Annotated in this window: 17 protein-coding genes and 1 tRNA gene; 11 read left to right on the top strand and 7 right to left on the bottom strand. The window is 54.8% G+C overall.

The window, feature by feature from the left end:
* Window positions 1-15 precede the first annotated feature (15 nt).
* Window positions 16-948, bottom strand: a complete 933-nt coding sequence (gene prmB, locus ABIC80_RS01415; protein ID WP_242387983.1) for a 50S ribosomal protein L3 N(5)-glutamine methyltransferase — start codon at window positions 946-948, stop codon at window positions 16-18.
* 165 nt (window positions 949-1113) lie between these two features.
* Here prmB and smrB point away from each other — a divergent pair, with 165 nt between their 5' ends.
* On the top strand, window positions 1114-1665 hold the full coding sequence (gene smrB / locus ABIC80_RS01410; protein ID WP_023479810.1) for an endonuclease SmrB: 552 nt from the start codon (window positions 1114-1116) through the stop codon (window positions 1663-1665).
* 56 nt (window positions 1666-1721) lie between these two features.
* Here the strand turns inward: smrB and sixA are convergent, their stop codons facing one another.
* The 4 genes from sixA to ABIC80_RS01390 all read right to left on the bottom strand — a co-directional run bounded on the left by sixA (window position 1722) and on the right by ABIC80_RS01390 (window position 6319).
* Window positions 1722-2207: a phosphohistidine phosphatase SixA gene (gene sixA / locus ABIC80_RS01405; protein WP_054804315.1), complete on the bottom strand. Its 486-nt coding sequence runs from the start codon at window positions 2205-2207 to the stop codon at window positions 1722-1724.
* A gap of 209 nt (window positions 2208-2416) precedes the next feature.
* Window positions 2417-4561, bottom strand: coding sequence for a fatty acid oxidation complex subunit alpha FadJ (gene fadJ / locus ABIC80_RS01400; RefSeq protein ID WP_429175129.1), 2145 nt, complete (start codon window positions 4559-4561; stop codon window positions 2417-2419).
* Window positions 4561-5871, bottom strand: coding sequence for an acetyl-CoA C-acyltransferase FadI (gene fadI / locus ABIC80_RS01395; RefSeq protein ID WP_094421292.1), 1311 nt, complete (start codon window positions 5869-5871; stop codon window positions 4561-4563). The genes fadJ and fadI overlap by 1 nt, the downstream gene beginning before the upstream one ends.
* 163 nt (window positions 5872-6034) lie before the next feature.
* Window positions 6035-6319 (bottom strand): YfcZ/YiiS family protein, encoded by a 285-nt coding sequence (locus tag ABIC80_RS01390; protein ID WP_042717384.1) that lies wholly within the window; start codon window positions 6317-6319, stop codon window positions 6035-6037.
* A gap of 377 nt (window positions 6320-6696) precedes the next feature.
* Here ABIC80_RS01390 and fadL point away from each other — a divergent pair, with 377 nt between their 5' ends.
* Complete coding sequence (gene fadL / locus ABIC80_RS01385; RefSeq protein ID WP_094421296.1) at window positions 6697-8019, top strand: long-chain fatty acid transporter FadL; 1323 nt, start codon at window positions 6697-6699, stop codon at window positions 8017-8019.
* A gap of 55 nt (window positions 8020-8074) precedes the next feature.
* Here the strand turns inward: fadL and mlaA are convergent, their stop codons facing one another.
* Window positions 8075-8827 carry a phospholipid-binding lipoprotein MlaA gene (gene mlaA / locus ABIC80_RS01380; protein ID WP_076770204.1) on the bottom strand — a complete coding sequence of 251 codons (753 nt, stop codon included), beginning with the start codon at window positions 8825-8827 and terminating at the stop codon, window positions 8075-8077.
* A 274-nt stretch (window positions 8828-9101) separates the two neighbouring features.
* Between mlaA and ABIC80_RS01375 the strand changes: the two genes are divergently transcribed.
* The 6 genes from ABIC80_RS01375 (at window position 9102) to ABIC80_RS01350 (ending at window position 14415) form a co-directional block, all read left to right on the top strand.
* On the top strand, window positions 9102-10031 hold the full coding sequence (locus ABIC80_RS01375) for a formate/nitrite transporter family protein (protein ID WP_094421298.1): 930 nt from the start codon (window positions 9102-9104) through the stop codon (window positions 10029-10031).
* Window positions 10032-10168: 137 nt separating this feature from the next.
* Window positions 10169-10531: a GtrA family protein gene (locus ABIC80_RS01370; RefSeq protein WP_042716305.1), complete on the top strand. Its 363-nt coding sequence runs from the start codon at window positions 10169-10171 to the stop codon at window positions 10529-10531.
* Window positions 10528-11460: a glycosyltransferase family 2 protein gene (locus ABIC80_RS01365; RefSeq protein ID WP_313276195.1), complete on the top strand. Its 933-nt coding sequence runs from the start codon at window positions 10528-10530 to the stop codon at window positions 11458-11460. Before ABIC80_RS01370 ends, ABIC80_RS01365 begins: the two co-directional genes overlap by 4 nt.
* A gap of 5 nt (window positions 11461-11465) precedes the next feature.
* Window positions 11466-13004, top strand: coding sequence for a DUF6056 family protein (locus tag ABIC80_RS01360; protein WP_429175126.1), 1539 nt, complete (start codon window positions 11466-11468; stop codon window positions 13002-13004).
* Between the two features lie 144 nt (window positions 13005-13148).
* Window positions 13149-14207: an acyltransferase family protein gene (locus ABIC80_RS01355; RefSeq protein WP_429175123.1), complete on the top strand. Its 1059-nt coding sequence runs from the start codon at window positions 13149-13151 to the stop codon at window positions 14205-14207.
* Between the two features lie 136 nt (window positions 14208-14343).
* Window positions 14344-14415: transfer RNA gene (locus ABIC80_RS01350), tRNA-Arg, on the top strand.
* Between the two features lie 34 nt (window positions 14416-14449).
* Here ABIC80_RS01350 and ABIC80_RS01345 read toward each other — a convergent pair.
* Entirely contained in the window at window positions 14450-16225 is a 1776-nt protein-coding gene (locus tag ABIC80_RS01345; protein ID WP_429175120.1) for a sigma 54-interacting transcriptional regulator, read from the bottom strand.
* Between the two features lie 480 nt (window positions 16226-16705).
* Between ABIC80_RS01345 and ygeW the strand changes: the two genes are divergently transcribed.
* Genes ygeW through ABIC80_RS01330 form a run of 3 tightly spaced genes read left to right on the top strand, consistent with a single transcriptional unit; the run spans window position 16706 to window position 20415 of the window.
* On the top strand, window positions 16706-17893 hold the full coding sequence (ygeW, locus tag ABIC80_RS01340; protein ID WP_429175117.1) for a knotted carbamoyltransferase YgeW: 1188 nt from the start codon (window positions 16706-16708) through the stop codon (window positions 17891-17893).
* Between the two features lie 58 nt (window positions 17894-17951).
* Window positions 17952-19151 carry a diaminopropionate ammonia-lyase gene (gene dpaL / locus ABIC80_RS01335; RefSeq protein ID WP_429175114.1) on the top strand — a complete coding sequence of 400 codons (1200 nt, stop codon included), beginning with the start codon at window positions 17952-17954 and terminating at the stop codon, window positions 19149-19151.
* Window positions 19152-19203: 52 nt separating this feature from the next.
* Entirely contained in the window at window positions 19204-20415 is a 1212-nt protein-coding gene (locus ABIC80_RS01330) for a YgeY family selenium metabolism-linked hydrolase (protein ID WP_429175111.1), read from the top strand.
* The last annotated feature ends 14 nt before the right edge of the window (window positions 20416-20429 follow it).

The raw sequence follows: 20429 nt of genomic DNA, 5'->3' as shown, positions 1-20429 counted from the left end.
GTGTTTGCGCGTTGATCAGTCTTTGTAGATGCTGAAATGTTCTTGTGCGGCAATCAGTTGCGCTTTGGTCAGCATAAAGACACCATCCCCGCCGTTGTCGAACTCCAGCCAGGTGAACGGCACATCGGGGTACTGGTCCATCAGATGTACCATGCTGTTGCCGACTTCACAAATCAGGATGCCGTTATCAGAGAGGTACTGCGGAGCACAGGCGAGAATGCGGCGCGTCAATTTCAGACCATCGCTGCCGGAGGCAAGACCCAGTTCCGGTTCATGACGGTATTCCGACGGCAGGTCGGACATATCCTCTTCATCAACGTACGGCGGGTTGGTGACAATCAGGTCATACTGCACTTTCGGCAGATCGCGGAAGAGATCGGAGCGGATCGGCGTGACGTGGTGAATAAGGCCATGCTCTTCAATATTGTGTTCCGTTACCGCCAGCGCATCAGCGGAGATATCCACCGCGTCCACTTCCGCTTCCGGGAAGGCGTACGCGCAGGCGATAGCGATACAGCCGCTGCCGGTGCACATATCAAGAATGTGCTGCGGTTGCTGATCGATAAGCCCGGCGAAGTGGTTGTTAATCAGCTCGCCAATCGGCGAACGCGGCACCAGCACGCGCTCATCGACAAAAAATTCGTGGCCGCAGAACCAGGCTTTATTGGTGAGATAAGCCACCGGAATGCGCTCGTTAACGCGGCGGATCACGCGCTCAACGATGCGGTGGCGCTCGCTGGAGGTGAGGCGCGCGTTACGCATCTCTTCGGGAATATCCAGCGGTAAATAGAGGGTTGGCAGCACCAGTTGCACCGCTTCATCCCAGGGGTTGTCGGTGCCGTGGCCGTACCAGATGTTGGCGGCGCTAAATCGGCTGACCGACCAGCGCAACATGTCCTGAATGGTGTGCAGCTCGTTCACTGCTTCGTCGACGAAAATTTTATCCATACTATCCCCCAGGGCATGCTCGCAATAAATTCGGCGGCTAGTTTGCCATGAAGATGGGGATAAATCAGCATCCACGCGCATCTGCGCGGCGTAAAAATGCATTTTGCTGCACCGCAGCCGCCTGCAGTCGGGTACACTGGCGCAAAGTAAAAACAGGATGCGCAAATGAAAAAGAAACCATCGCTTAGCGAGGAGGAGCAGGCCCTGTTCCGGCAGCTGATGACCGGGACGCGCCAGATGAAGCAGGACACCGTTGTTCACCGCCCGGCGCGCAAGAAGATCGCTGAAGTGCCGGTCAAGCGCCTGTTGCAGGAGCAGGCGGATAACAGCCACTACTTTTCCGACGAGTTTCAGCCGCTGCTCAACACCGATGGCCCGGTGAAATATGTCCGCAGCGATGTCAGCCACTTTGAGTTGAAAAAACTGCGCCGCGGCGATTACTCCCCGGAGCTGTTTCTCGACCTGCACGGTTTAACGCAGATGCAGGCCAAACAGGAGCTCGGCGCGCTGATTGCCGCCTGTCGGCGCGAGCACGTCTTCTGCGCCTGCGTGATGCACGGCCACGGCAAACACATTCTTAAGCAGCAAACGCCGCTCTGGCTGGCACAACATCCGCACGTGATGGCGTTTCACCAGGCACCGAAAGAGTACGGCGGCGATGCGGCAGTGCTGGTGCTGATTGAAGTCGAAGAGTGGCAGCCGCCGGAGCTGCCGTGAGGCAGAAATGAGAAGAGCCGCACTGTGCGGCTCTTTTTTTGCATCGGTCCGATGAATCAGATGGCTTTCGGCATCTTCAGGTTGCAGGGACTCATTTGCCAGTTGAACACCCCTTTGCCCTCTTTATCCAGCGTGACGCTGGCGATAGCCGAGGTGGTGAACATGGGTGGCGTTTCGCCGGGACAGAGCTCGGCAACCAGGTAGCCTACCAGCGGCAGGTGCGAGATCACCAGCGCCGTTTCGGTGCCTTCATTGGCCAGCGCCTGCAGATAAGCGCTTACCAGGCCGACATCGCCGCAGGGCGTCAACTCCGGCAGGACATCCACGTTGTCAGGCAGGTTCATGCACTCCCCTACCTTCTCCAGCGTCTGTTCAGCGCGTAAAAACGGGCTAACCAGAACACGATCGATATCCACTTTTTGGCCTTTCAACCACGTTGCCATTTGACGCGATTCGTCGCAGCCGCAAGGGGTAAGCGGACGAACGGAGTCACTGGCTGCATCGAGGGCAGCATCGCCGTGACGCATGATAAAAACTTGCATATTGCACCGCTTTTGTTAACCAGAAGCATCGCGCTTTTGCCGGTGAAAAGAGATCACGCTGGCAGAAAAACGGGATGGCCGGGCATTTTGCCTGATTCATTCGTTGAATGAAACGCTGTTTTTTACCTCAATGGCGCAAGTATAGTCAATCACTGTTTATGAAATAACCGCAAAGGCCATGAGGTATAACACATTTACTTTTTTCGACCTTAACTTACAGGCTCACTTTCCGCTGTCGGCCAGAAGCGTTTCCCCTCCTGAGCCATGCGTACCAGGGCTTCACACGGTGCAAATCGTGCCCCATAACGCGCCTCCATCTGCTGCAGCGACGCCACGACGCTTGCCGCGCCCAGCGTATCCATATAGTGGAAAGGCCCCCCTAAAAATGGCGGGAAGCCAATGCCGAAAACGGCACCAATATCGCCATCGCGCGCGCTACGAATCACCTGCTCATCAAAACAGCGCGCCGCTTCGTTAAGCATCAGCAGGACGCAGCGCTCGGCAATCTGTTGCGCCGAGGAGTGCCCTTTCGCCGACACGCCGATTAAGCGGTAGATCGAGGCGTCGGGCTGTTTTTTGCTTTTACGCCCTTTTGTCGGGTAAAGATAGAAACCACGACCATTTTTTCTCCCTTTGCGATCGTCATTCAAAATCGCGGAGACAAGCGTTGCAGGCGCGCTAAAACGCTCGCCGTACGCGGCCTCAAGCACCGGAATGATCTTCGTGCCAGTATCGATGCCCACTTCATCAAGCAACTGGATGGGGCCGACAGGGAAACCAAACTTCACCAGCGCCCGGTCGATGGCCTCAATCGGCTCGCCCTCGCTCAGCATGCGCATCGCTTCACTGATATAGGGTGCGAGAATGCGGTTGACGTAAAAGCCCGTTTTATCGGCGACCACAATCGGCGTTTTGCCCTGCTTCTTCGCCAGCTTCACGGTAGTAGCGATAGTCTGCTCATCGGTACCGGCGTGCGGGATCACTTCCACCAGCGGCATCTTCTCCACCGGGCTGAAAAAATGTAATCCGATCACCTTTCCCGGACGCGCCGCGTTTTCGGCAATATCCGCAATCGGCAGCGAGGAGGTGTTAGAAGCAAAAATGGTGTGTGGCGCGCAGTGCGCCTCCACTTCACTCACCATCTTCTGTTTGAGGGAGAGATCTTCAAACACCGCTTCGATTACCACATCGCGATGCGCAAAGCCGCGGTAATCAAGCGAGCCGGAGATCTTCGCCATCTGGCTGTCGCGCTCGCCCGGTTTAATAAAGCGGCGACGCACCTTTTTATCCAACTCCTGCCAGCTGTACTTCAGCGCGTGGTTAATCCCTTTCGCATTAATATCTTTAATGCGAACCGGCAACCCGGCCTTGCTGGCAGTGACATAAGCGATACCGCCGCCCATTAGCCCGCCGCCAAGAATGCCGACGGAGTGCAGCGGCGCGGCAGCAACCGTGCTGCCGGGATCTTTTTTGATATCGGTTGAAGCAAAGAAGATATTACGCAGTGCCTGCGACTGCGGCGTCATCGCCAGTTGACCGAAGGCGCGCGCTTCCGCTTCATAGCCGCTGCTGCGCCCCTGCGCCAGGCCGGTTTCAATCACCGATAAAATTCGTGGTGCGGCAGGATAGTTACCGTGGGTTTTCTGCTCGGTGCGCTTCGCTGCCATCTTAAACAGCAGCGTGCGGCCGAGCGGCCCGGCGAGAATGCGTTCGCGCACCGGCAAACGGCGGCTGAGCGGGCGCTCCTGCTGCGCCAGTTCGACTGCGGTTTCCAGCAGAATATCGTGCGGCACCACATCATCCACCAGCCCCACTTTCAGCGCCTGACGCGCGCGAAGCTGTTTGCCGGTCAGGATCATCTCAAGCGCAGTGCTGACGCCCACCAGCCGCGGCAAACGCTGGGTGCCGCCGGAGCCGGGCAGCAAGCCGAGCTGCACTTCCGGCAGGCCGAGAATGGTTTTGCCATCGTCCGAGCAGACGCGGCGATGACAGGCCAGCGCCAGCTCCAGCCCGCCGCCAAGACAGGCACCGTGGATGGCGGCAACAACCGGGATCGACAGAGCGTGGATCTCCGCCATGATCTTCTGCCCCTGCAGGGCTAGCTCTTCCGCCTCTTTCGCGCTCTGGCAGCGGCCAATCATATTGATATCGGCACCGGCAATAAAGTTGTCCGTCTTCGCCGAAATAAACACTACGCCGCGCAGAGCCCGGTTATCACGGATCGCTTTTAAGATGGTACGCACCTGTGCGCCAAACTCCGCTTTCAGGGTGTTCATCTTTTCATTGGGTACATCGATGGTAACGACCGCGACATTGTCCGGGCGCACAGTAAGGGTAAATGCAGAAACCGTCATTATTCCGCCTCCAGAACCATTGCCGCGCCTAATCCTCCCGCCGCGCAGGCGGTGACCAGACCGAAACCGCCGCCGCGACGCCGCAGCTCATGCAGGGTTTGCGTGATCATCCGCGCGCCGGTGGCGGCAAAGGGGTGACCATAGGCAATTGAGCCGCCAAGCACGTTAAATTTGCTCTCATCCACCTCGCCGGTGGCCTGCGAGCGCCCCAGCACCTCGCGCGCGAAACGATCGCTGGCCATCAGTTTCAGGTTGGTTAAGGTCTGGGCGGCAAAGGCTTCATGCATATCAAACAGGGTCAGATCTGCCATGGTTAACCCGGCACGATCCAGCGCCAGCGGCGTTGCCCAGGCCGGGCCGAGCAGCATATCTTTCTGCACGCCAATTGCCGTAAAGGCGTAGCTGCGCAGATAGCCCAGCGGCACAAGGCCCAGCTCTCTGGCGCGTGATTCGGTCATTAAAATCACCGCCGCCGCGCCATCGGTGAGCGGCGTGCTGTTGGCTGCGGTGACGGTGCCATGTTTACGGTCAAAGGCCGGGCGCAGTTTGGCATAATCGGCGAGGCTGGAGTTGCCGCGCACGTTATTGTCCTGCCCGATGGGATCGCGGAACGGTGGCGCGTAGGCGGTCATCACCTCCTCAGCCAGTTTGCCCTCGGCCCAGGCCTGAGCAGCGAACTGGTGAGAGCGGTGCGCCAGCGCATCCTGCTCCTGACGGCTAATGGCGTAGGTTTTCGCCATCTGCTCGGCGGTGTCGCCCATGCGCAGGCCGGTCGAGTACTCGGCGACCGCAGGCGGGACGGGCAGCAGATCGCGCAGGCGCAGGCGCGAGAAGAGTTTGAGTTTCTGCCCGACGGTGCGCGCTTTGTTGGCATCCACCAGCACGCGCGCCAGTTTTTTACTGACGCCAATAGGCAGTACAGAAGAGGAGTCCGCGCCACCGGCGATACCCGCGCGGATGGTGCCAGCCAGCAGGCTTTCCGTTACGTTCGCCACCGCCTGAAAGCTGGTCGCGCAGGCGCGGCTAACGCTGTAGGCATCGGTGTGCACACTCATGCCGGTGCCGAGTACGATTTCACGCGCGATATTTGGCGCTTCCGGCATCTGCACCACCTGGCCGAAGACCAGTTGTTCAATCACTTCGGGGGGAATTTCGTTGCGCGCCAGCATCTCCCCCACCACCATTTTGCCGAGATCGATCGCCGGCACGCCGTGAAACGCGGTCGCCTGACGGACAAATGGGGTTCGTAACCCGCAGACAATGGCAATGCGGTCGCCCTGACGGGTGACAAGCGGTAACGCCTGACTCATAACACTCCCCTGTTAACAACGGAATCAATAAAGTGGTCTGACCTGATAACAGTCTTAACCAATCTTTTACATTTAGCCAATGGCAGGGAGGAAAAAATGGGAGCTAAGGCACAGATAAACGGATAAAAAAACGCTCCCACAGGGGGGAGCGTTGAGAGGCGGTTTAGCGCAAACCGAGCTGGAAAATGAGGGTTTCCGCTTCGCAGGCGAAAACAAAATCGATATCAAGCTGAACGCCGTCTGCCACCTCGGTGAAAGTCGGCGTGATTTCACACGGTTCAGACTCGACGCTGCGTGCTTTAGCGGTCAGCGCCGCCAGCGTCTCTTCGGCGTCGGCGCGGTTAGCGAATACGCGGCTGTAAGAGGCGGTGCAGTCGGAGTTATCCATAATGGTTCCGACATCCATACAGCAGCAAACCGGGGTTTCATCAGCACTGCATTTACTCATAGAAGATTTCCTCTAAATTCGCACCCTGGGTGCCAGGTCAAGATTGCACATATTTTACGCCGCCGCGCAGGGTCGCTCCAGTCGTTAATTGCCGGAACGGCCTTAAGTGACCGAAATCACAATTAAAAATGATCTAAAACAAAAACTACCGAAAACGGGGATCCGTGCTACGGCCAAATTTGCCACGCAGATCCCGTTTCGGAGATCACAATTGAAAAATCTTGATTACATACTTGCAACATTAGTTCTGGTCAGACCTATACTCTCGCCACTGGTCTGATTTCTCTGTGGTAGCTCAGACCCTACACTTCGCGCTTCTTTAACAAGGCGTAAGAAAGTTTGTATAAAAATAACTCGCTTCGAATGAGGTTATGGTCATGAGCCAGAAAACCCGTTTTACCAAGTCTGCTCTGGCAGTCGCAGTGGCACTCGTTTCTACCCAGGCCTGGTCCGCAGGCTTTCAACTCAACGAATTCTCCGCCTCCGGCCTCGGTCGCGCTTACTCTGGTGAAGGCGCGATTGCTGATGATGCGGGCAACGCCAGCCGTAACCCGGCACTGATCACCATGTTTGATCGCCCGACCTTCTCCGGCGGCGCGGTGTTTGTTGATCCTGGCGTAGATGTAACCGGACGCTCTGCGATTGGCAACAACGCCAGTCAGGATAATATTGCACCGACAGCATGGGTGCCGAACCTGCACTTTGTTGCGCCGATTAACGATCAGTTTGGCTGGGGCGCATCCGTCACCTCCAACTACGGTCTGGCGACAGAGTTCAACAACAACTACACGGCTGGCTCAATGGGCGGTAAAACCGACCTTGAAACCCTGAACCTGAACCTCAGCGGCGCATACCGTCTTGATAACAACTGGAGCTTCGGCCTCGGTTTCGACGCTGTCTATGCACGCGCGAAAATTGAACGCTACGCGGGCGATCTGCCGCAGCAGGTTGACGCCGCAACCGGCGGTGCATTTGGCCTTAGCGGGCTGATTCCGCCAGATACCCAGATTGCGCATCTGAAAGGCAACGAGTGGGGCTTTGGCTGGAACGCCGGCATTCTGTATGAGCTGGATAAAAATAACCGTTGGGGTCTGACTTATCGCTCGGAAGTGAAAGTTGATTTCGATGGCGACTATAAGAGCAGCCTGCCGACAGCAGTAAATACGCTGGCACCCGCGCTCGGTCTGAACGGCCTGCCTTTTGCTACAGGCGGCGCAACGATCCCGGGTTCACTGACGCTTAACCTGCCGGAAATGTGGGAAGTATCGGGTTATAACCGTGTCGATCCGCAGTGGGCAATCCACTACAGCCTGGCCTACACCAGCTGGAGCCAGTTCCAGCAGCTGAAAGCGACGGGTAGCCAGGGTCAGCAGCTCTTCTATAAAGAAGAGGGCTTTAAAGACGCCTACCGTATTGCGCTCGGTACCACCTATTACATGGATGATAACTGGACCTTCCGCGGCGGTATCGCCTTTGATGACAGCCCGGTTCCGGCTGACAAACGCTCTATCTCCATTCCGGACCAGGATCGCTTCTGGCTGAGCACCGGTGCAACCTATGCATTTAATAAAGATGCATCAGTGGATGTCGGCGTCTCCTATATGCATGGTCAGAAAGTGAAGTTCACCGAAGGGCCGTACACTTTCAAATCTGAAGGTCGCGCCTGGCTGTACGGTGCCAACTTTAACTACGCCTTCTGATAAACGCGTAGGGATAAAAAAAGGTGAGCTTCTGGCTCACCTTTTTTATTGGTTCTTATTCCGAGTCGATATCTTTTAAATCACCCTCAATCGCCTGCGCGTTCGGGTTCTCCTGCGGCTTCAGCTTACCGCCGTTGGCGATAAAGTCATGGCGCTGGAAGTAGGCTTCACGCACAAGGATATAGGGATCGGAGGACTGGCGCAGCAGGCCGTCGGAGTCGAGCAACTGGGCGCGCGACTCGATGCCTTCAACCGTCCATTTACCGACGGAGAGCGGCCAGGTGAGCCAGGAGAGCACCGGATAGAGCGTATCCGCCATATCGCCGCCATCTTCACGCAGGGTGAAGCTGCCATAGAACGGCAGTTGCATATACGGGCCGTAACCCATGCCGTAGTGGCCCAGCGTGCTACCAAAACGGTGCGGCTCTTCGCGCTGCAGTTTCGGGTTGGACATTCCGGCCACATCCATTAAGCCACCCATCCCCAATACGGTATTAAGGAAGAAGCGGGTGAAGTGAACCATCCCCTGATAAGGATTACCCTGCAGGAAGTAGTTCGCCATCACTGCCGGCTCTTCAAGGTTACTGGTGAAGTTGCTCAGCCCGTTACGCGCCGGCTGCGGCACATAATCACGCCAGGCAACGGCAACCGGTCTGACAACATAGGGATCCAGCACATTGAAGTTGAAGTTATACATGGTGCGGTTAAACCCTTCTAACGGGTCCGAGCGCCCTTGCGTCTCGTTCGAGCTGGCGCAGCCGACCAGCACAGTGGTGGCCAGCGCAAGCGCCGACAGGCGGTATTTCATCATTCTCTCCCTGCAGAATACGGCCTTCTTCGAGGCCATTCATCAAAATGCAACGCATTGTAACAGCGCGTCTTATGATGTCTATGTCGTGGACTGTGTGATTCACTTCAGCATAGCCGCAGTTGCCGGTGCGGCGTGTTAATAATCTTATACATTGTTTCCAGGCAATCTATCGCCTTTTTTGCTCTTCACTATAATTTCGGAGGATACCGCCCTGAATACGGGGAGAAAGCCGCTACGCTTAACGCACAAAAATCAATAAAGTGAGGCCTTCGTGGACAAAATAGAAGAAGAGAAGATCGACCAGCACAGCGATGATATGAAAGTCGAAAGCGAAGAGAAGCAGCGCGGCGAGGAGATAGAGGTTGATGAGGAGCGTCTGCCCTCGCGGGCGATGGCGATCCATGAACATATTCGCCAGGATGGCGAAAAAGAGATGGAGCGTGACGCGATGGCGCTCTTCTGGTCGGCGATTGCCGCAGGCTTATCGATGGGCGCATCGTTACTGGCAAAAGGCATTTTTCATGTCCAGCTGGAGGGGATTCCCGGCGGATTTTTGCTGGAGAACCTTGGTTACACCTTCGGCTTTATCATTGTCATCATGGCGCGCCAGCAGCTCTTTACCGAGAACACCGTTACCGCCGTTCTGCCGGTGATGCAAAACCCAAGCTGGAAAAATATGGGTCTGCTCGGGCGGCTATGGGGCGTGGTGCTGCTGGGTAACCTGGTCGGCACCGCCGTGGCAGCCTTTGCCTTTGAGTATATGCCGATCTTCGATGAGCCAACCCGCGATGCCTTTGTCAAAATCGGCATGGACGTGATGAAAAATACGCCGCTGGAGATGTTCTCCAATGCGATTATCTCCGGCTGGATCATCGCCACCATGGTGTGGATGTTCCCGGCGGCGGGTGCGTCAAAACTGGTGGTGATTATTCTGATGACGTGGCTTATCGCGCTCGGTGACACCACCCATATTGTGGTCGGTGCCGTAGAGATCTTCTACCTGGTGTTTAATGGCTCGCTACACTGGAGCGAATTCCTCTGGCCCTTCGCCCTGCCGACGCTCGCCGGGAATATTTGCGGCGGCACCTTTATTTTTGCCCTGCTCAGCCATGCGCAGATCCGCAATGATATGAGCAACGCCCGCAAAGCGGAGGCGAAAGCCAAAGCGAAAGAGGAGAAACAGGCGCGAGGTGAAGCGTAATTTGTCAGCAACTGATAAATTGCGGTGATATATCACATTGAGCAGTGAGCGCTGATTATCGCGGACTGGCACCCTTTAATGACCTTCCAGGGGTTGTCTGCTACACTCGCGGCATCAGCGACTCATTGCTCAGAATTATGTTTAAACGATTTTCTACCTACGCCTCTATTGGTTTATTAAATACCGCGCTGCACTGGCTTATTTTTTGTCTGTGCGTTTATGGTTTCTCGACGCGCCAGGCGCTGGCTAACCTTGCCGGCTTTATTGTTGCGGTCAGTTTCAGCTTTTTCGCTAATGCGAAATTCACCTTCAAATCATCAACCACTACCGGGCGTTATCTGATGTATGTCGGATTTATGGGCATGCTGAGTGTCGCCGTTGGCTGGCTTGCCGATCGTTCCGGCATGCCGCCCATCGTAACGCTGATTCTCTTTTCCGCTATCAGCCTGGTATGCGGCTTCGCCTGGTCAAAGTTAATTGTTTTCAGGGATGCGAAATGAAAATCTCTTTGGTGGTGCCCGTCTTTAATGAAGAAGAGGCGATACCCATCTTTTATAAAACGGTACGCGGCTTTGACGCGTTAAAGCCCTATACCGTCGAGCTGGTTTTTATTAATGATGGCAGTAAAGATGCCACTGAAACCATTATTAATACCCTCGCGCTCTCCGATCCGCTGGTCGTACCGTTATCTTTTACGCGTAATTTCGGCAAAGAGCCGGCGTTATTTGCCGGGCTTGAGCACGCAACGGGAGAGGCCATTATCCCGATAGATGTCGATTTGCAGGATCCAGTTGAGGTCATTCCCCATCTGATTACTAAATGGCAGGCGGGTGCCGATATGGTGCTGGCGAAGCGTAGCGATCGCTCAACCGATGGCCGCATGAAGCGCAAATCAGCAGAGTGGTTTTATAAGCTGCACAATAAAATCAGCTATCCGCAGATAGAAGAGAACGTGGGTGATTTTCGCCTGATGTCACGGGAGGTCGTTGAAAATATCAAACTGCTTTCTGAACGTAATCTGTTTATGAAAGGCATCCTTTCGTGGGTTGGCGGTAACACCGATATTGTTGAATATATTCGCGCTGACCGCGTGGCAGGTAAGTCAAAATTCAACGGCTGGAAGCTGTGGAATCTTGCGCTTGATGGCATCACCAGTTTCTCCACCTTCCCGCTGCGTATCTGGACCTATATCGGTCTTAGCGTCTCGTTGCTCTCCTTTTTCTACGCCATCTGGATGGTGCTCGATAAGTTGTTATGGGGAAATCCGGTACCCGGTTATCCCTCTTTGATGACGGCAATCCTCTTTTTAGGCGGTATTCAGCTTATCGGCATCGGTATTCTTGGCGAATATATGGGACGCGTTTATACCGAAGTGAAAAAGAGACCGCGTTATCTTATTAAGAACAGAAAAAGAAACCTGGAACGTTAATTACTATGTTAGAGAAATCTTATAAAGCTCTGCTTATTGCGCTCGCTTTTGCGAGCCTGTTCGCCATTGAGTGGCTAACGCCGATTCACTCAGACGATTACCGCTACTATCTGTTGGGTATCTCCCCTGCCAGCCATTACCACCACTACATGACCTGGAGCGGCAGGATCGTGGCAGATTATGCCAGCTCGCTGATCCTCTTTACCCGGTCGCAATTTGTCTACGCTTTTTCAACCGCGTTTGCGGCTTTGGCCTTCTGTTATTTCATTGCCAAAACGCCGGGCAAAACCCTGCGCTGGCAAAAAAGCGATAATATTTTGCTGCCGCTGGTCTTCTGCACCTACTGGATAGCTAACCCTAACCTAGGGCAGACCACCTTCTGGCTGGTCGGTGCGGCCAACTATCTCTGGACGAACCTGTTTGTCGCCGCATGGATTTTTTATCTCTACCGCATCACCGTCGATAATATTAAAACCATTAATCCATTACTGATGGTGCTCGCTTTTATGGCGGGCTGCTCGAATGAGAGCGTGTCACCTTTTGTCGTGCTTCTCGCGCTGGTCGCCATTATTTATGAAATGGTCACAGCGAAATCGGTGGCCAAAAACAAAATTATCTATGCCCTTTCAGCGCTGGCGGGCTCCTGTACGCTGATCTTCTCGCCGGGTAATTTTGTGCGTGCGGCCAGTAAAACCTACTGGTACGGCAAACCGCTGCTGGAGCGTATTACCATTCACTTAACCGAACGAGTACACAACCATCTGGCGCTAATCTGGATTAGCTACGTTGTGCTGCTGCTGTTGGTGCTGGTTATTCTCTTTAATAAAGAGGTGAAAGCGAAAATTACCCGCCGCACGGTGCTGCCCGCTATCCTGACGGCGATTTTTGGCGTCGGCACGGTGCTGATTATGTTCGCCTCGCCCTCCTATCCGGACCGGGTCGTCAACGGCACCTTTATGTTTTTCCTGTTGACCATCGCTTTTATCGCCTACGGCATTTTAATGAGCGGTGTCAGAAAAGCCGTTATCTGCACGGCAATTGTCACACTGCTGTGCGCAGGCACTTTTGCCTGGTCATGGACGTTGATGCATAAAAGCTACACGCGTATTGCGCTGCAAGAGCAAGTGCGGATGAGCATTATCGAAAAAGAGTCCGCGCAGGGAAACAGAGAGATCACCATTCCTGATTACCACTTTATTAAAATGCAGAACAGCGGCGGTCAATTTGGCCTGTTCCACGATCCTGAAGTCTATGGCGAATATTTTGGTGTTGATAATGTTTACCGCGAAACGGTGGACTTTGATTACTCCGCTATCGCCAATGGCGAGGTTATCCGGGTTGCGGACAACATCACCGCCTACAGCAACGCGCAGGGTGATTTAATTATCATTAGCCCGCAGCCGATTACTCAGCCGGTCACCGTTGAAGTGGGTCACACGCACCGTACGCTCGCGGCAGAGAAACTGAAATCAACGGAAATCAATGGCGAGCGCTGGTATTACAGCCATATTCCTGACGGTCATGTAGAAAAGGTCTCATTGTAATTTTTAGCCTCCCTACGCGGTAATGGTGGGGAGGTTTGCTTCTCTTCGGGCATTTAGCCTGGTTTTAGATTGACTTAATAACTCTTAAAATGCGTGTTAGCGACATCACAATAAAAAACACGTGGCAGTAAAAACTCATAAAATATGGATGATGTGATGACTGATAGAAATTTCTATTCAATACAGGCATTGAGGGCCTTCGCTGCGGTAATAGTGATGTGCTTTCATTTTAAAAGCTTTATTAATCAGTCATTTCAAGGCTGGGGCGATCGACTTTTTCTCAACGGTGATATCGGTGTCGATCTCTTTTTCGTCATCAGCGGGTTTATTATTTACTACATTACCCGCGACGACAACGGCGGTTTAACTTCTGCAAAGCTCTTCTTTATTAAGCGTTTTTGCCGTGTCTTCCCACCCTATTTCGCTATTACGCTGTTGGTGGCTGGCAGTAGCGTTGAGTCGTGGATGCAAACCGCCACTTCACTGCTGTTTATTCCGTTAGACACGACGCAAATCGCACCCTGGTTTGGCGTGGCTAAACTGTTTGTTGGCTGGACGCTCAACTACGAATTTATTTTCTACACTTTGTTTACCCTCTGCATGTTGTTCAAAACGCGTAAAAACAGTGTGCTGTTTGTGATTGTGGCTCTGGCGGTCGCCATCCCTGCCTGGCTGCATAACGTGGCGATTTCACCCTCAAACCACTATAACTACCCGGGCTATCTCGCCACCCTCACTAATAGTTTGATGCTCGAATTTCTTGTCGGCACCTTTATCGGCTGGCTGGTAGTGAATAAAAAGATCACCTACAGCAAAGGCGTCAGCATTGCCTTAATCGTGCTTAGCTTCGCGCTGTTCCTCTTTATTCTGTTAACCCATTACAGCAAGATTGGCGGCCTCGGTTATATTCTCGCCGCTTTTGCACTGGTATTTTCCCTGACCAATCACGAAGCGCAGTACGCTTTTTGGGCACCGAAGCCGGTGCTCTATACCGGGAAAATTTCTTTCTCTCTTTACCTTGTGCATTACCGTGCGAAATCACTGCTCAGCAAAGCGCTGCACCATAATCAATCTGCCTGGGGCGGTTTAATGCTGTTTGTGCTCGCAGTGATCCTCTCATTTATCTTTGCCGTCATCTCTCACTATTTGTTAGAGAAAAAGTTCAGCTCGCTGTTCAGAAAGTACTTATTAAAAAAAGCCTGAACAGAAGGATGCCATCTCAGGATGGCGTCCTGCCCCTACGCCATATCGCCTCACGCTAAAACAAAAGAACAAAAACCTTGAAGCGCAGCAAACAGTTACGGTAGCATACGCACGCCAATTCACGGTCCCGCTCTGCGTCCCCTTAGTTAAATGGATATAACGAGCCCCTCCTAAGGGCTAGTTGCAGGTTCGATTCCTGCAGGGGACATACTGATATTCTGCCCCCGGCCATTCCCCTTTCTTCACACCCCCTCCAGCGCATACTTTTTAATTTTGCGATAGAGCGTGGCAATACCAATCCCCAGCACATCCGCCGCCTGCTTTTTATTGCCATAACGCGAGAGCGCATCACAGATCATCTGCCGCTCCATCTCCTCCAGCGCCGTAACGCTCTCTGCCCGCCCTTCGGCAGCCGAGAAGTTGACGCGCTCGCGCGATACGCTGACGTTGTCACTGCTCAACAGATTAGGCGGCAAAAGCGAGATATCGATGATCTCGCCGGAGGGGACAACGTTGACCAGGTACTCCATCAGATTGCTCAGCTCACGGATATTGCCCGGCCAGCGGTAGCGTTGCAGAAAGGCCACCACCTCCGGCGCAACGCCGGGATAGACCAGATCCAGCCGGTGCGTATGCAGATGAAGGAAGTAGTGGATCAGCAGCTCAATATCCTGCTGGCGCTCGCGCAGCGGCGGTAAGCGCAGCGGGATCACATTCAGGCGATAGTAGAGATCTTCGCGGAATTTACCCTCGGCGATAACCTGTGCGAGGTTTTGATTGGTCGCGGAGATAATACGAATATCCACTGGCACCGGGTGACAGGCGCCCACCGGCTGCACTTCCCGCGACTCAATAGCGCGCAGCAGCTTCACCTGCAGAGTTAATGGCATATCGCCAATCTCATCAAGAAACAGGGTGCCATGATTTGCCGCCTGAATAAGACCCGTTTTGCCATTAGCCGATGCGCCGGTAAACGCGCCTTTAACGTAGCCGAACAGCTCGCTCTCCAGCAGATGCTCGGGGATCGCCGCGCAGTTGATGGCGACAAACGGTTTGACGCTGCGGTCGCTCAGCTTATGGATCGCTCTGGCGACCACCTCTTTGCCAGTACCGCTCTCGCCAACAATCATCACGCTTGAGGGGACGGGGGCGACGCGGTGAATCAGCTTTTTCAACTGCCGCATCGGGCGGCACTCCCCGATCAGGCTCTCAATTAAGGGCTCCTCGTGGGCGGCGCTTAATTCTGCTGATGAGTGGGACTGGTGAAAGGCCATTAAAAATAACCACTGATCCTGAACCGCATGCAGCTGACCGATAATAAGCTCTTTCTTATCATCGAATGAAACGACATGCAGCATATGGCCGTGGCGGAAATGGTCTTCAAAGGTTAGCGGGCGAAAATGTATACTCTTGCCGATCATATTTCCCGCTGATGCACCGATAATTTTCAGCGCCGAAGGGTTAGCGAATTTAATTTTATGATCGTGGCCTACCACCAGCACCCCCTGATCCATAAATTCAATCATGGTCAAAAAGACTTTCTGAATATTATCGTTGCTGGAGAGATCCTGAAGAAAGCGCGAGACAAATATCGACGAGACATGGCGAACATAATCTGAAAAGGCCTGAATATTATCGTTGATGCGAACTTGCTGCTCATGGGTTAATGCCACCAGGCTAATCACCCCAACACACTGCCCATGATAGATAACCGGGGTGCCGATAAAGGCTTTCTCTTTGCAGTTCGCTTTGCTGTGGCAACCATTACAGAAGGGATCGAAGCGGGAGTGGGTAACGACTTTCTCCTTTTTTGTCTCAACAATGTGGCGCAATAGTTGTGAACTTGTATTTAATTTACGCCCAATTTGCGTATCAAAAATTCCCGTTCCGGCGACCCTGCATAATGAATTATCAACAATTTCCACTTCCAGTTGCAGAACGCTCGCCAGCATTCCGGCGAATTTTTGTATCTTAGGTTGAATCTGCATCAAAATGGAGGGCGTGGTGGATGGAATCATAATCGTCCTTATTTATTGCTCACAAACTTTTAACAGCATCTTTCCGCTCTGCTTTCCGTCGTTGCAGGATAACACTCCCCTTCGCGTATTACGGAATAACCACACCCAACCGCTTTGTGACGAATGGTAAATATGTAATAGCTATCACATTTCGCTATCAATATGATAATTCCGCGGCGCAGTTTATCAATTTAGCGGTTATTTCCCGGCTATTTTTCCCGCACTTTCCATTTCGCCTTTATATCGCCACCGCATCGTCTGTTCACACGCCTCAGCGTATTGCTTCTTTTCTGCGCAACTCCGCAAAAATCCGTGATATGGCTCGCATAATCCCGGCCCTTTACCTCACTTCCAGCGCGGCTGGCGGGAAGTGGCACACTTATTGTTAGGGTGCCACTACACGCTGGCCGTCGCGCGTCACACTCCCCCTGCAACCGCACCGCCATGCGTAAGCCCGTCATTCTTAATCAGGATTGCAAAATGAAAACTGTTAATGAATTAATCAAGGAGATCCACACCCTTCACTCGCATCTGCATGAGAAAGATTTTCTGCTGACGTGGGAGCAGTCACCGGATGAGCTGAAGCAGGTGCTTGATGTCGCCGCGACCCTGAAGGCGCTGCGTGCAGAGAATATCGCCACCCGCGTGTTCAACAGCGGGCTGGGCATTTCGGTATTCCGCGATAACTCCACCCGCACCCGCTTCTCCTATGCCTCGGCACTCAATCTGCTCGGCCTCGCGCAGCAGGATCTTGATGAGGGGAAATCGCAGATCGCCCACGGCGAAACGGTGCGCGAAACCGCCAATATGATCGCCTTCTGCGCAGACGCCATCGGCATTCGTGACGACATGTATCTCGGTGCCGGTAACGCCTGGATGCGGGAAGTGGGCGAAGCGCTGGATGACGGCCATAAACAGGGCGTGCTGCCGCAGCGTCCGGCGCTGATTAATCTGCAATGCGACATTGACCACCCGACCCAGTCGATGGCGGATCTCGCCTGGCTGCGCGAACACTTCGGCTCACTGGAGGCACTGAAGGGCAAAAAAATCGCCATGACCTGGGCCTACTCGCCAAGCTATGGCAAACCCCTCTCGGTGCCGCAAGGGATCATCGGGCTGATGACACGTTTTGGAATGGATGTCACCCTCGCGCACCCCGACGGCTACGACCTGATCCCGGATGTGATTGAAGTAGCAAAAAGCAATGCCGCAGCCTCGGGCGGCAGCTTCCGCCAGGTCAATGATATGGCAGAAGCGTTTAAAGATGCCGATATCGTCTACCCGAAATCCTGGGCGCCCTACACGGTGATGGAGCAGCGCACCGAGTTGCTACGCGCCAGCGATCATCAGGGGCTTAAAGCGCTGGAGCAGCACTGCCTGGCGCAGAACGCCCGTCATAAAGAGTGGGAGTGTACCGAAGCGCTGATGGCGACCACCCGCAACGGCGAAGCGCTCTATATGCACTGCCTGCCGGCGGATATCAGCGGCGTCTCCTGCGACGAAGGCGAAGTCGCGGCGGCGGTGTTCGAAAAATACCGCATTGCCACCTACAAAGAGGCGAGCTGGAAGCCCTACATCATCGCCTCGATGATCCTCTGTCGCAAATATGCCGAGCCGGGCCAGCTGCTGGAACAGCTGTTTACCGACGCGCAAAAACGCATTTTGTAACCGTCCGGCAGCCCGGTCGGCCACTTACTGTTTCTGACATTATGGAGAAGGTTAGAACATGTCCGCACTTCCATTGCGTATCAATATTGCAGAAAACCACTTCTTTACCGGCGAAGCCTCGCCGCGCTTTACCCGCCAGCAGGCGCAGCAGGCGCGCCAGTTCCATCAAAAACTGGCGGGCTATCAGCCCACCCCGCTCTATGCCCTGAACGCGCTGGCGGCGTGCGTCGGTGTGGATACGATTCTGGTGAAAGATGAGTCGCAGCGCTTCGGCCTTAACGCCTTCAAAATGCTCGGCGGCGTGTACGCCATCGCCCAGCTGCTGTGCGAGAAATATCATCTTGATATCAACGCCTTCTCGTTTGAGCACTTCAAAGCAAGCAGCAAAGAGAAGCTCACCTTTGCCACCTGCACCGATGGCAACCACGGGCGCGGCGTCGCCTGGGCGGCACAGCAACTTGGGCAGAACGCCGTGATCTATATGCCGAAAGGCTCCGCGCAGGCACGAGTCGATGCCATTCTTCGCCTCGGAGCCGAGTGCATCGTCACCGATATGAATTACGACGATACCGTGCGCTTTACCCTGCAACGGGCGCAAAAGAATGGCTGGGAGGTGGTGCAGGATACCGCCTGGCCCGGCTACACCAAAGTTCCCACCTGGATTATGCAGGGCTACGCCACGCTGATCGATGAGGCAATCGAACAGATGGCCGCGATAGGCTCTCCCCGCCCCACTCACGTTTTCCTGCAAGCGGGCGTCGGCGCCATGGCAGCGAGCGTCCTGAACTACCTGGCAGAAACCTTCGACGCCCGGCGTCTCCACAGCGTGATTATTGAGCCGGAGCATGCCGACTGCCTCTACCGCTCCGCCGTGAAGGGGGAGATCGTCAAAGTAGGCGGCGAGATGGAGACCATTATGGCGGGCCTCGCCTGCGGCGAACCCAACCCGCTCGGCTGGACGATCCTGCGCAACTGCGCCAGCCAGTTTATCGCCTGTGAAGATGCCGTCGCCGCGCTGGGTATGCGCGTGCTTGGCCATCCGCTGGGCGACGATCCGCGCATCATCTCCGGCGAATCCGGTGCCGTCGGCGCAGGCCTGCTCGCCGCCATCCCGCTGCACCCGCAGGGCGAGTCGCTGAGAAAGCGCTTACAGCTTAATCGCGACTCAGTGGTGCTGCTGATCAGTACCGAAGGCGATACCGATGCGCAGCACTACCGCGAGGTGGTGTGGGCAGGCAAGCATCCGGCGGCTGAATAATTTCCCCGGCGTTACCGCCAGGCGGCAAGCGTCATAACAGGAGAAGAGAGCGATGGCTAAAGCTATCCCGTTTAAACAGATTGTTGAAAAAGCACAACTTTACGAAGCGGAAATGACACGCTTCCTGCGCGATATGATCGCCATCCCCAGCGAAAGCTGTGATGAGAAGCGCGTCGTTCACCGCATCAAAGAGGAGATGGAGCGCGTCGGCTTCGACAAAGTGGAGATCGACCCGATGGGCAACGTGCTCGGCTATATCGGCCATGGCCCACGGCTTCTCGCTATGGATGCGCATATTGATACGGTCGGCGTCGGCAATATCAAGAACTGGGGCTTTGATCCCTATCACGGGATTGAAACCGATGAGCTGATCGGCGGGCGCGGCGCCTCCGATCAGGAGGGCGGCATGGCCTCGATGGTCTATGCCGGGAAGATCATCAAAGATCTCGGCCTTGAGGATGAGTACACCCTGCTGGTGACCGGCACCGTGCAGGAGGAGGATTGCGACGGGCTTTGCTGGCAGTACATTATCGAGCAGTCCGGCATTCGCCCGGAGTTTGTCGTCAGCACTGAACCGACCGATTGCCAGATCTATCGCGGCCATCGCGGGCGCATGGAGATCCGCGTCGATGTGCATGGCGTCAGCTGTCATGGCTCCGCGCCGGAGCGCGGCGATAACGCCATCTTCAAAATGGCTCCGATTCTCGGCGAGCTGGAGCGCCTGTCGCAACGTCTGGGAAATGACGATTTTCTCGGCAAAGGCACGCTCACCGTCTCCGAGATCTTCTTCACCTCACCAAGCCGCTGCGCGGTGGCGGATAGCTGCGCCATCTCAATCGATCGCCGCCTCACCTGGGGTGAAAGCTGGGAAGGGGCGCTGGAGGAGATCCGCGCGCTGCCAGCGGTGAAAAAGGCCGAAGCGGTGGTGTCGATGTACAGCTATGACCGCCCGTCGTGGACCGGGCTTATCTACCCTACCGAGTGCTACTTCCCGACGTGGAAAGTAGAGGAGGATCACTTCACGGTGCGCGCGCTCTACAACGCCTATGAGGGGCTGTTCGGCAGCGCGCCGGTGGTGGATAAGTGGACCTTCTCCACCAACGGCGTCTCGATTATGGGGCGGCACGGCATTCCGGTTATCGGTTTTGGCCCCGGTAAGGAGCCGGAAGCCCATGCACCGAATGAGAAGACCTGGAAGTCGCATCTGGTCACCTGCGCGGCGATGTATGCCGCGATCCCGCTGAGCTGGCTGGCGACTGCGTAGTTTGTCGATGTCAC

Source organism: Kosakonia sp. 1610 (genome assembly GCF_050435845.1).
GTDB lineage: Bacteria > Pseudomonadota > Gammaproteobacteria > Enterobacterales > Enterobacteriaceae > Kosakonia > Kosakonia cowanii.
The sequence above is the reverse complement of the archived record's forward strand: the minus strand, read 5'-3'. Positions and strand labels throughout refer to the sequence as shown.

Bases quoted from the DNA above. Each gene is read 5' to 3' on its own strand.
- dpaL (WP_429175114.1), top strand. From the start codon at position 17,952: ATGTCCGCACTTCCATTGCGTATCAATATTGCAGAAAACCACTTCTTT.
- prmB (WP_242387983.1), bottom strand. From the start codon at position 948: ATGGATAAAATTTTCGTCGACGAAGCAGTGAACGAGCTGCACACCATT.
- ABIC80_RS01330 (WP_429175111.1), top strand. From the start codon at position 19,204: ATGGCTAAAGCTATCCCGTTTAAACAGATTGTTGAAAAAGCACAACTT.
- sixA (WP_054804315.1), bottom strand. From the start codon at position 2,207: ATGCAAGTTTTTATCATGCGTCACGGCGATGCTGCCCTCGATGCAGCC.
- ABIC80_RS01390 (WP_042717384.1), bottom strand. From the start codon at position 6,319: ATGAGTAAATGCAGTGCTGATGAAACCCCGGTTTGCTGCTGTATGGAT.
- fadI (WP_094421292.1), bottom strand. From the start codon at position 5,871: ATGAGTCAGGCGTTACCGCTTGTCACCCGTCAGGGCGACCGCATTGCC.
- mlaA (WP_076770204.1), bottom strand. From the start codon at position 8,827: ATGAAATACCGCCTGTCGGCGCTTGCGCTGGCCACCACTGTGCTGGTC.
- ABIC80_RS01360 (WP_429175126.1), top strand. From the start codon at position 11,466: ATGTTAGAGAAATCTTATAAAGCTCTGCTTATTGCGCTCGCTTTTGCG.
- fadL (WP_094421296.1), top strand. From the start codon at position 6,697: ATGAGCCAGAAAACCCGTTTTACCAAGTCTGCTCTGGCAGTCGCAGTG.
- fadJ (WP_429175129.1), bottom strand. From the start codon at position 4,561: ATGACGGTTTCTGCATTTACCCTTACTGTGCGCCCGGACAATGTCGCG.
- ABIC80_RS01345 (WP_429175120.1), bottom strand. From the start codon at position 16,225: ATGATTCCATCCACCACGCCCTCCATTTTGATGCAGATTCAACCTAAG.
- smrB (WP_023479810.1), top strand. From the start codon at position 1,114: ATGAAAAAGAAACCATCGCTTAGCGAGGAGGAGCAGGCCCTGTTCCGG.
- ABIC80_RS01365 (WP_313276195.1), top strand. From the start codon at position 10,528: ATGAAAATCTCTTTGGTGGTGCCCGTCTTTAATGAAGAAGAGGCGATA.
- ygeW (WP_429175117.1), top strand. From the start codon at position 16,706: ATGAAAACTGTTAATGAATTAATCAAGGAGATCCACACCCTTCACTCG.
- ABIC80_RS01355 (WP_429175123.1), top strand. From the start codon at position 13,149: ATGGATGATGTGATGACTGATAGAAATTTCTATTCAATACAGGCATTG.
- ABIC80_RS01370 (WP_042716305.1), top strand. From the start codon at position 10,169: ATGTTTAAACGATTTTCTACCTACGCCTCTATTGGTTTATTAAATACC.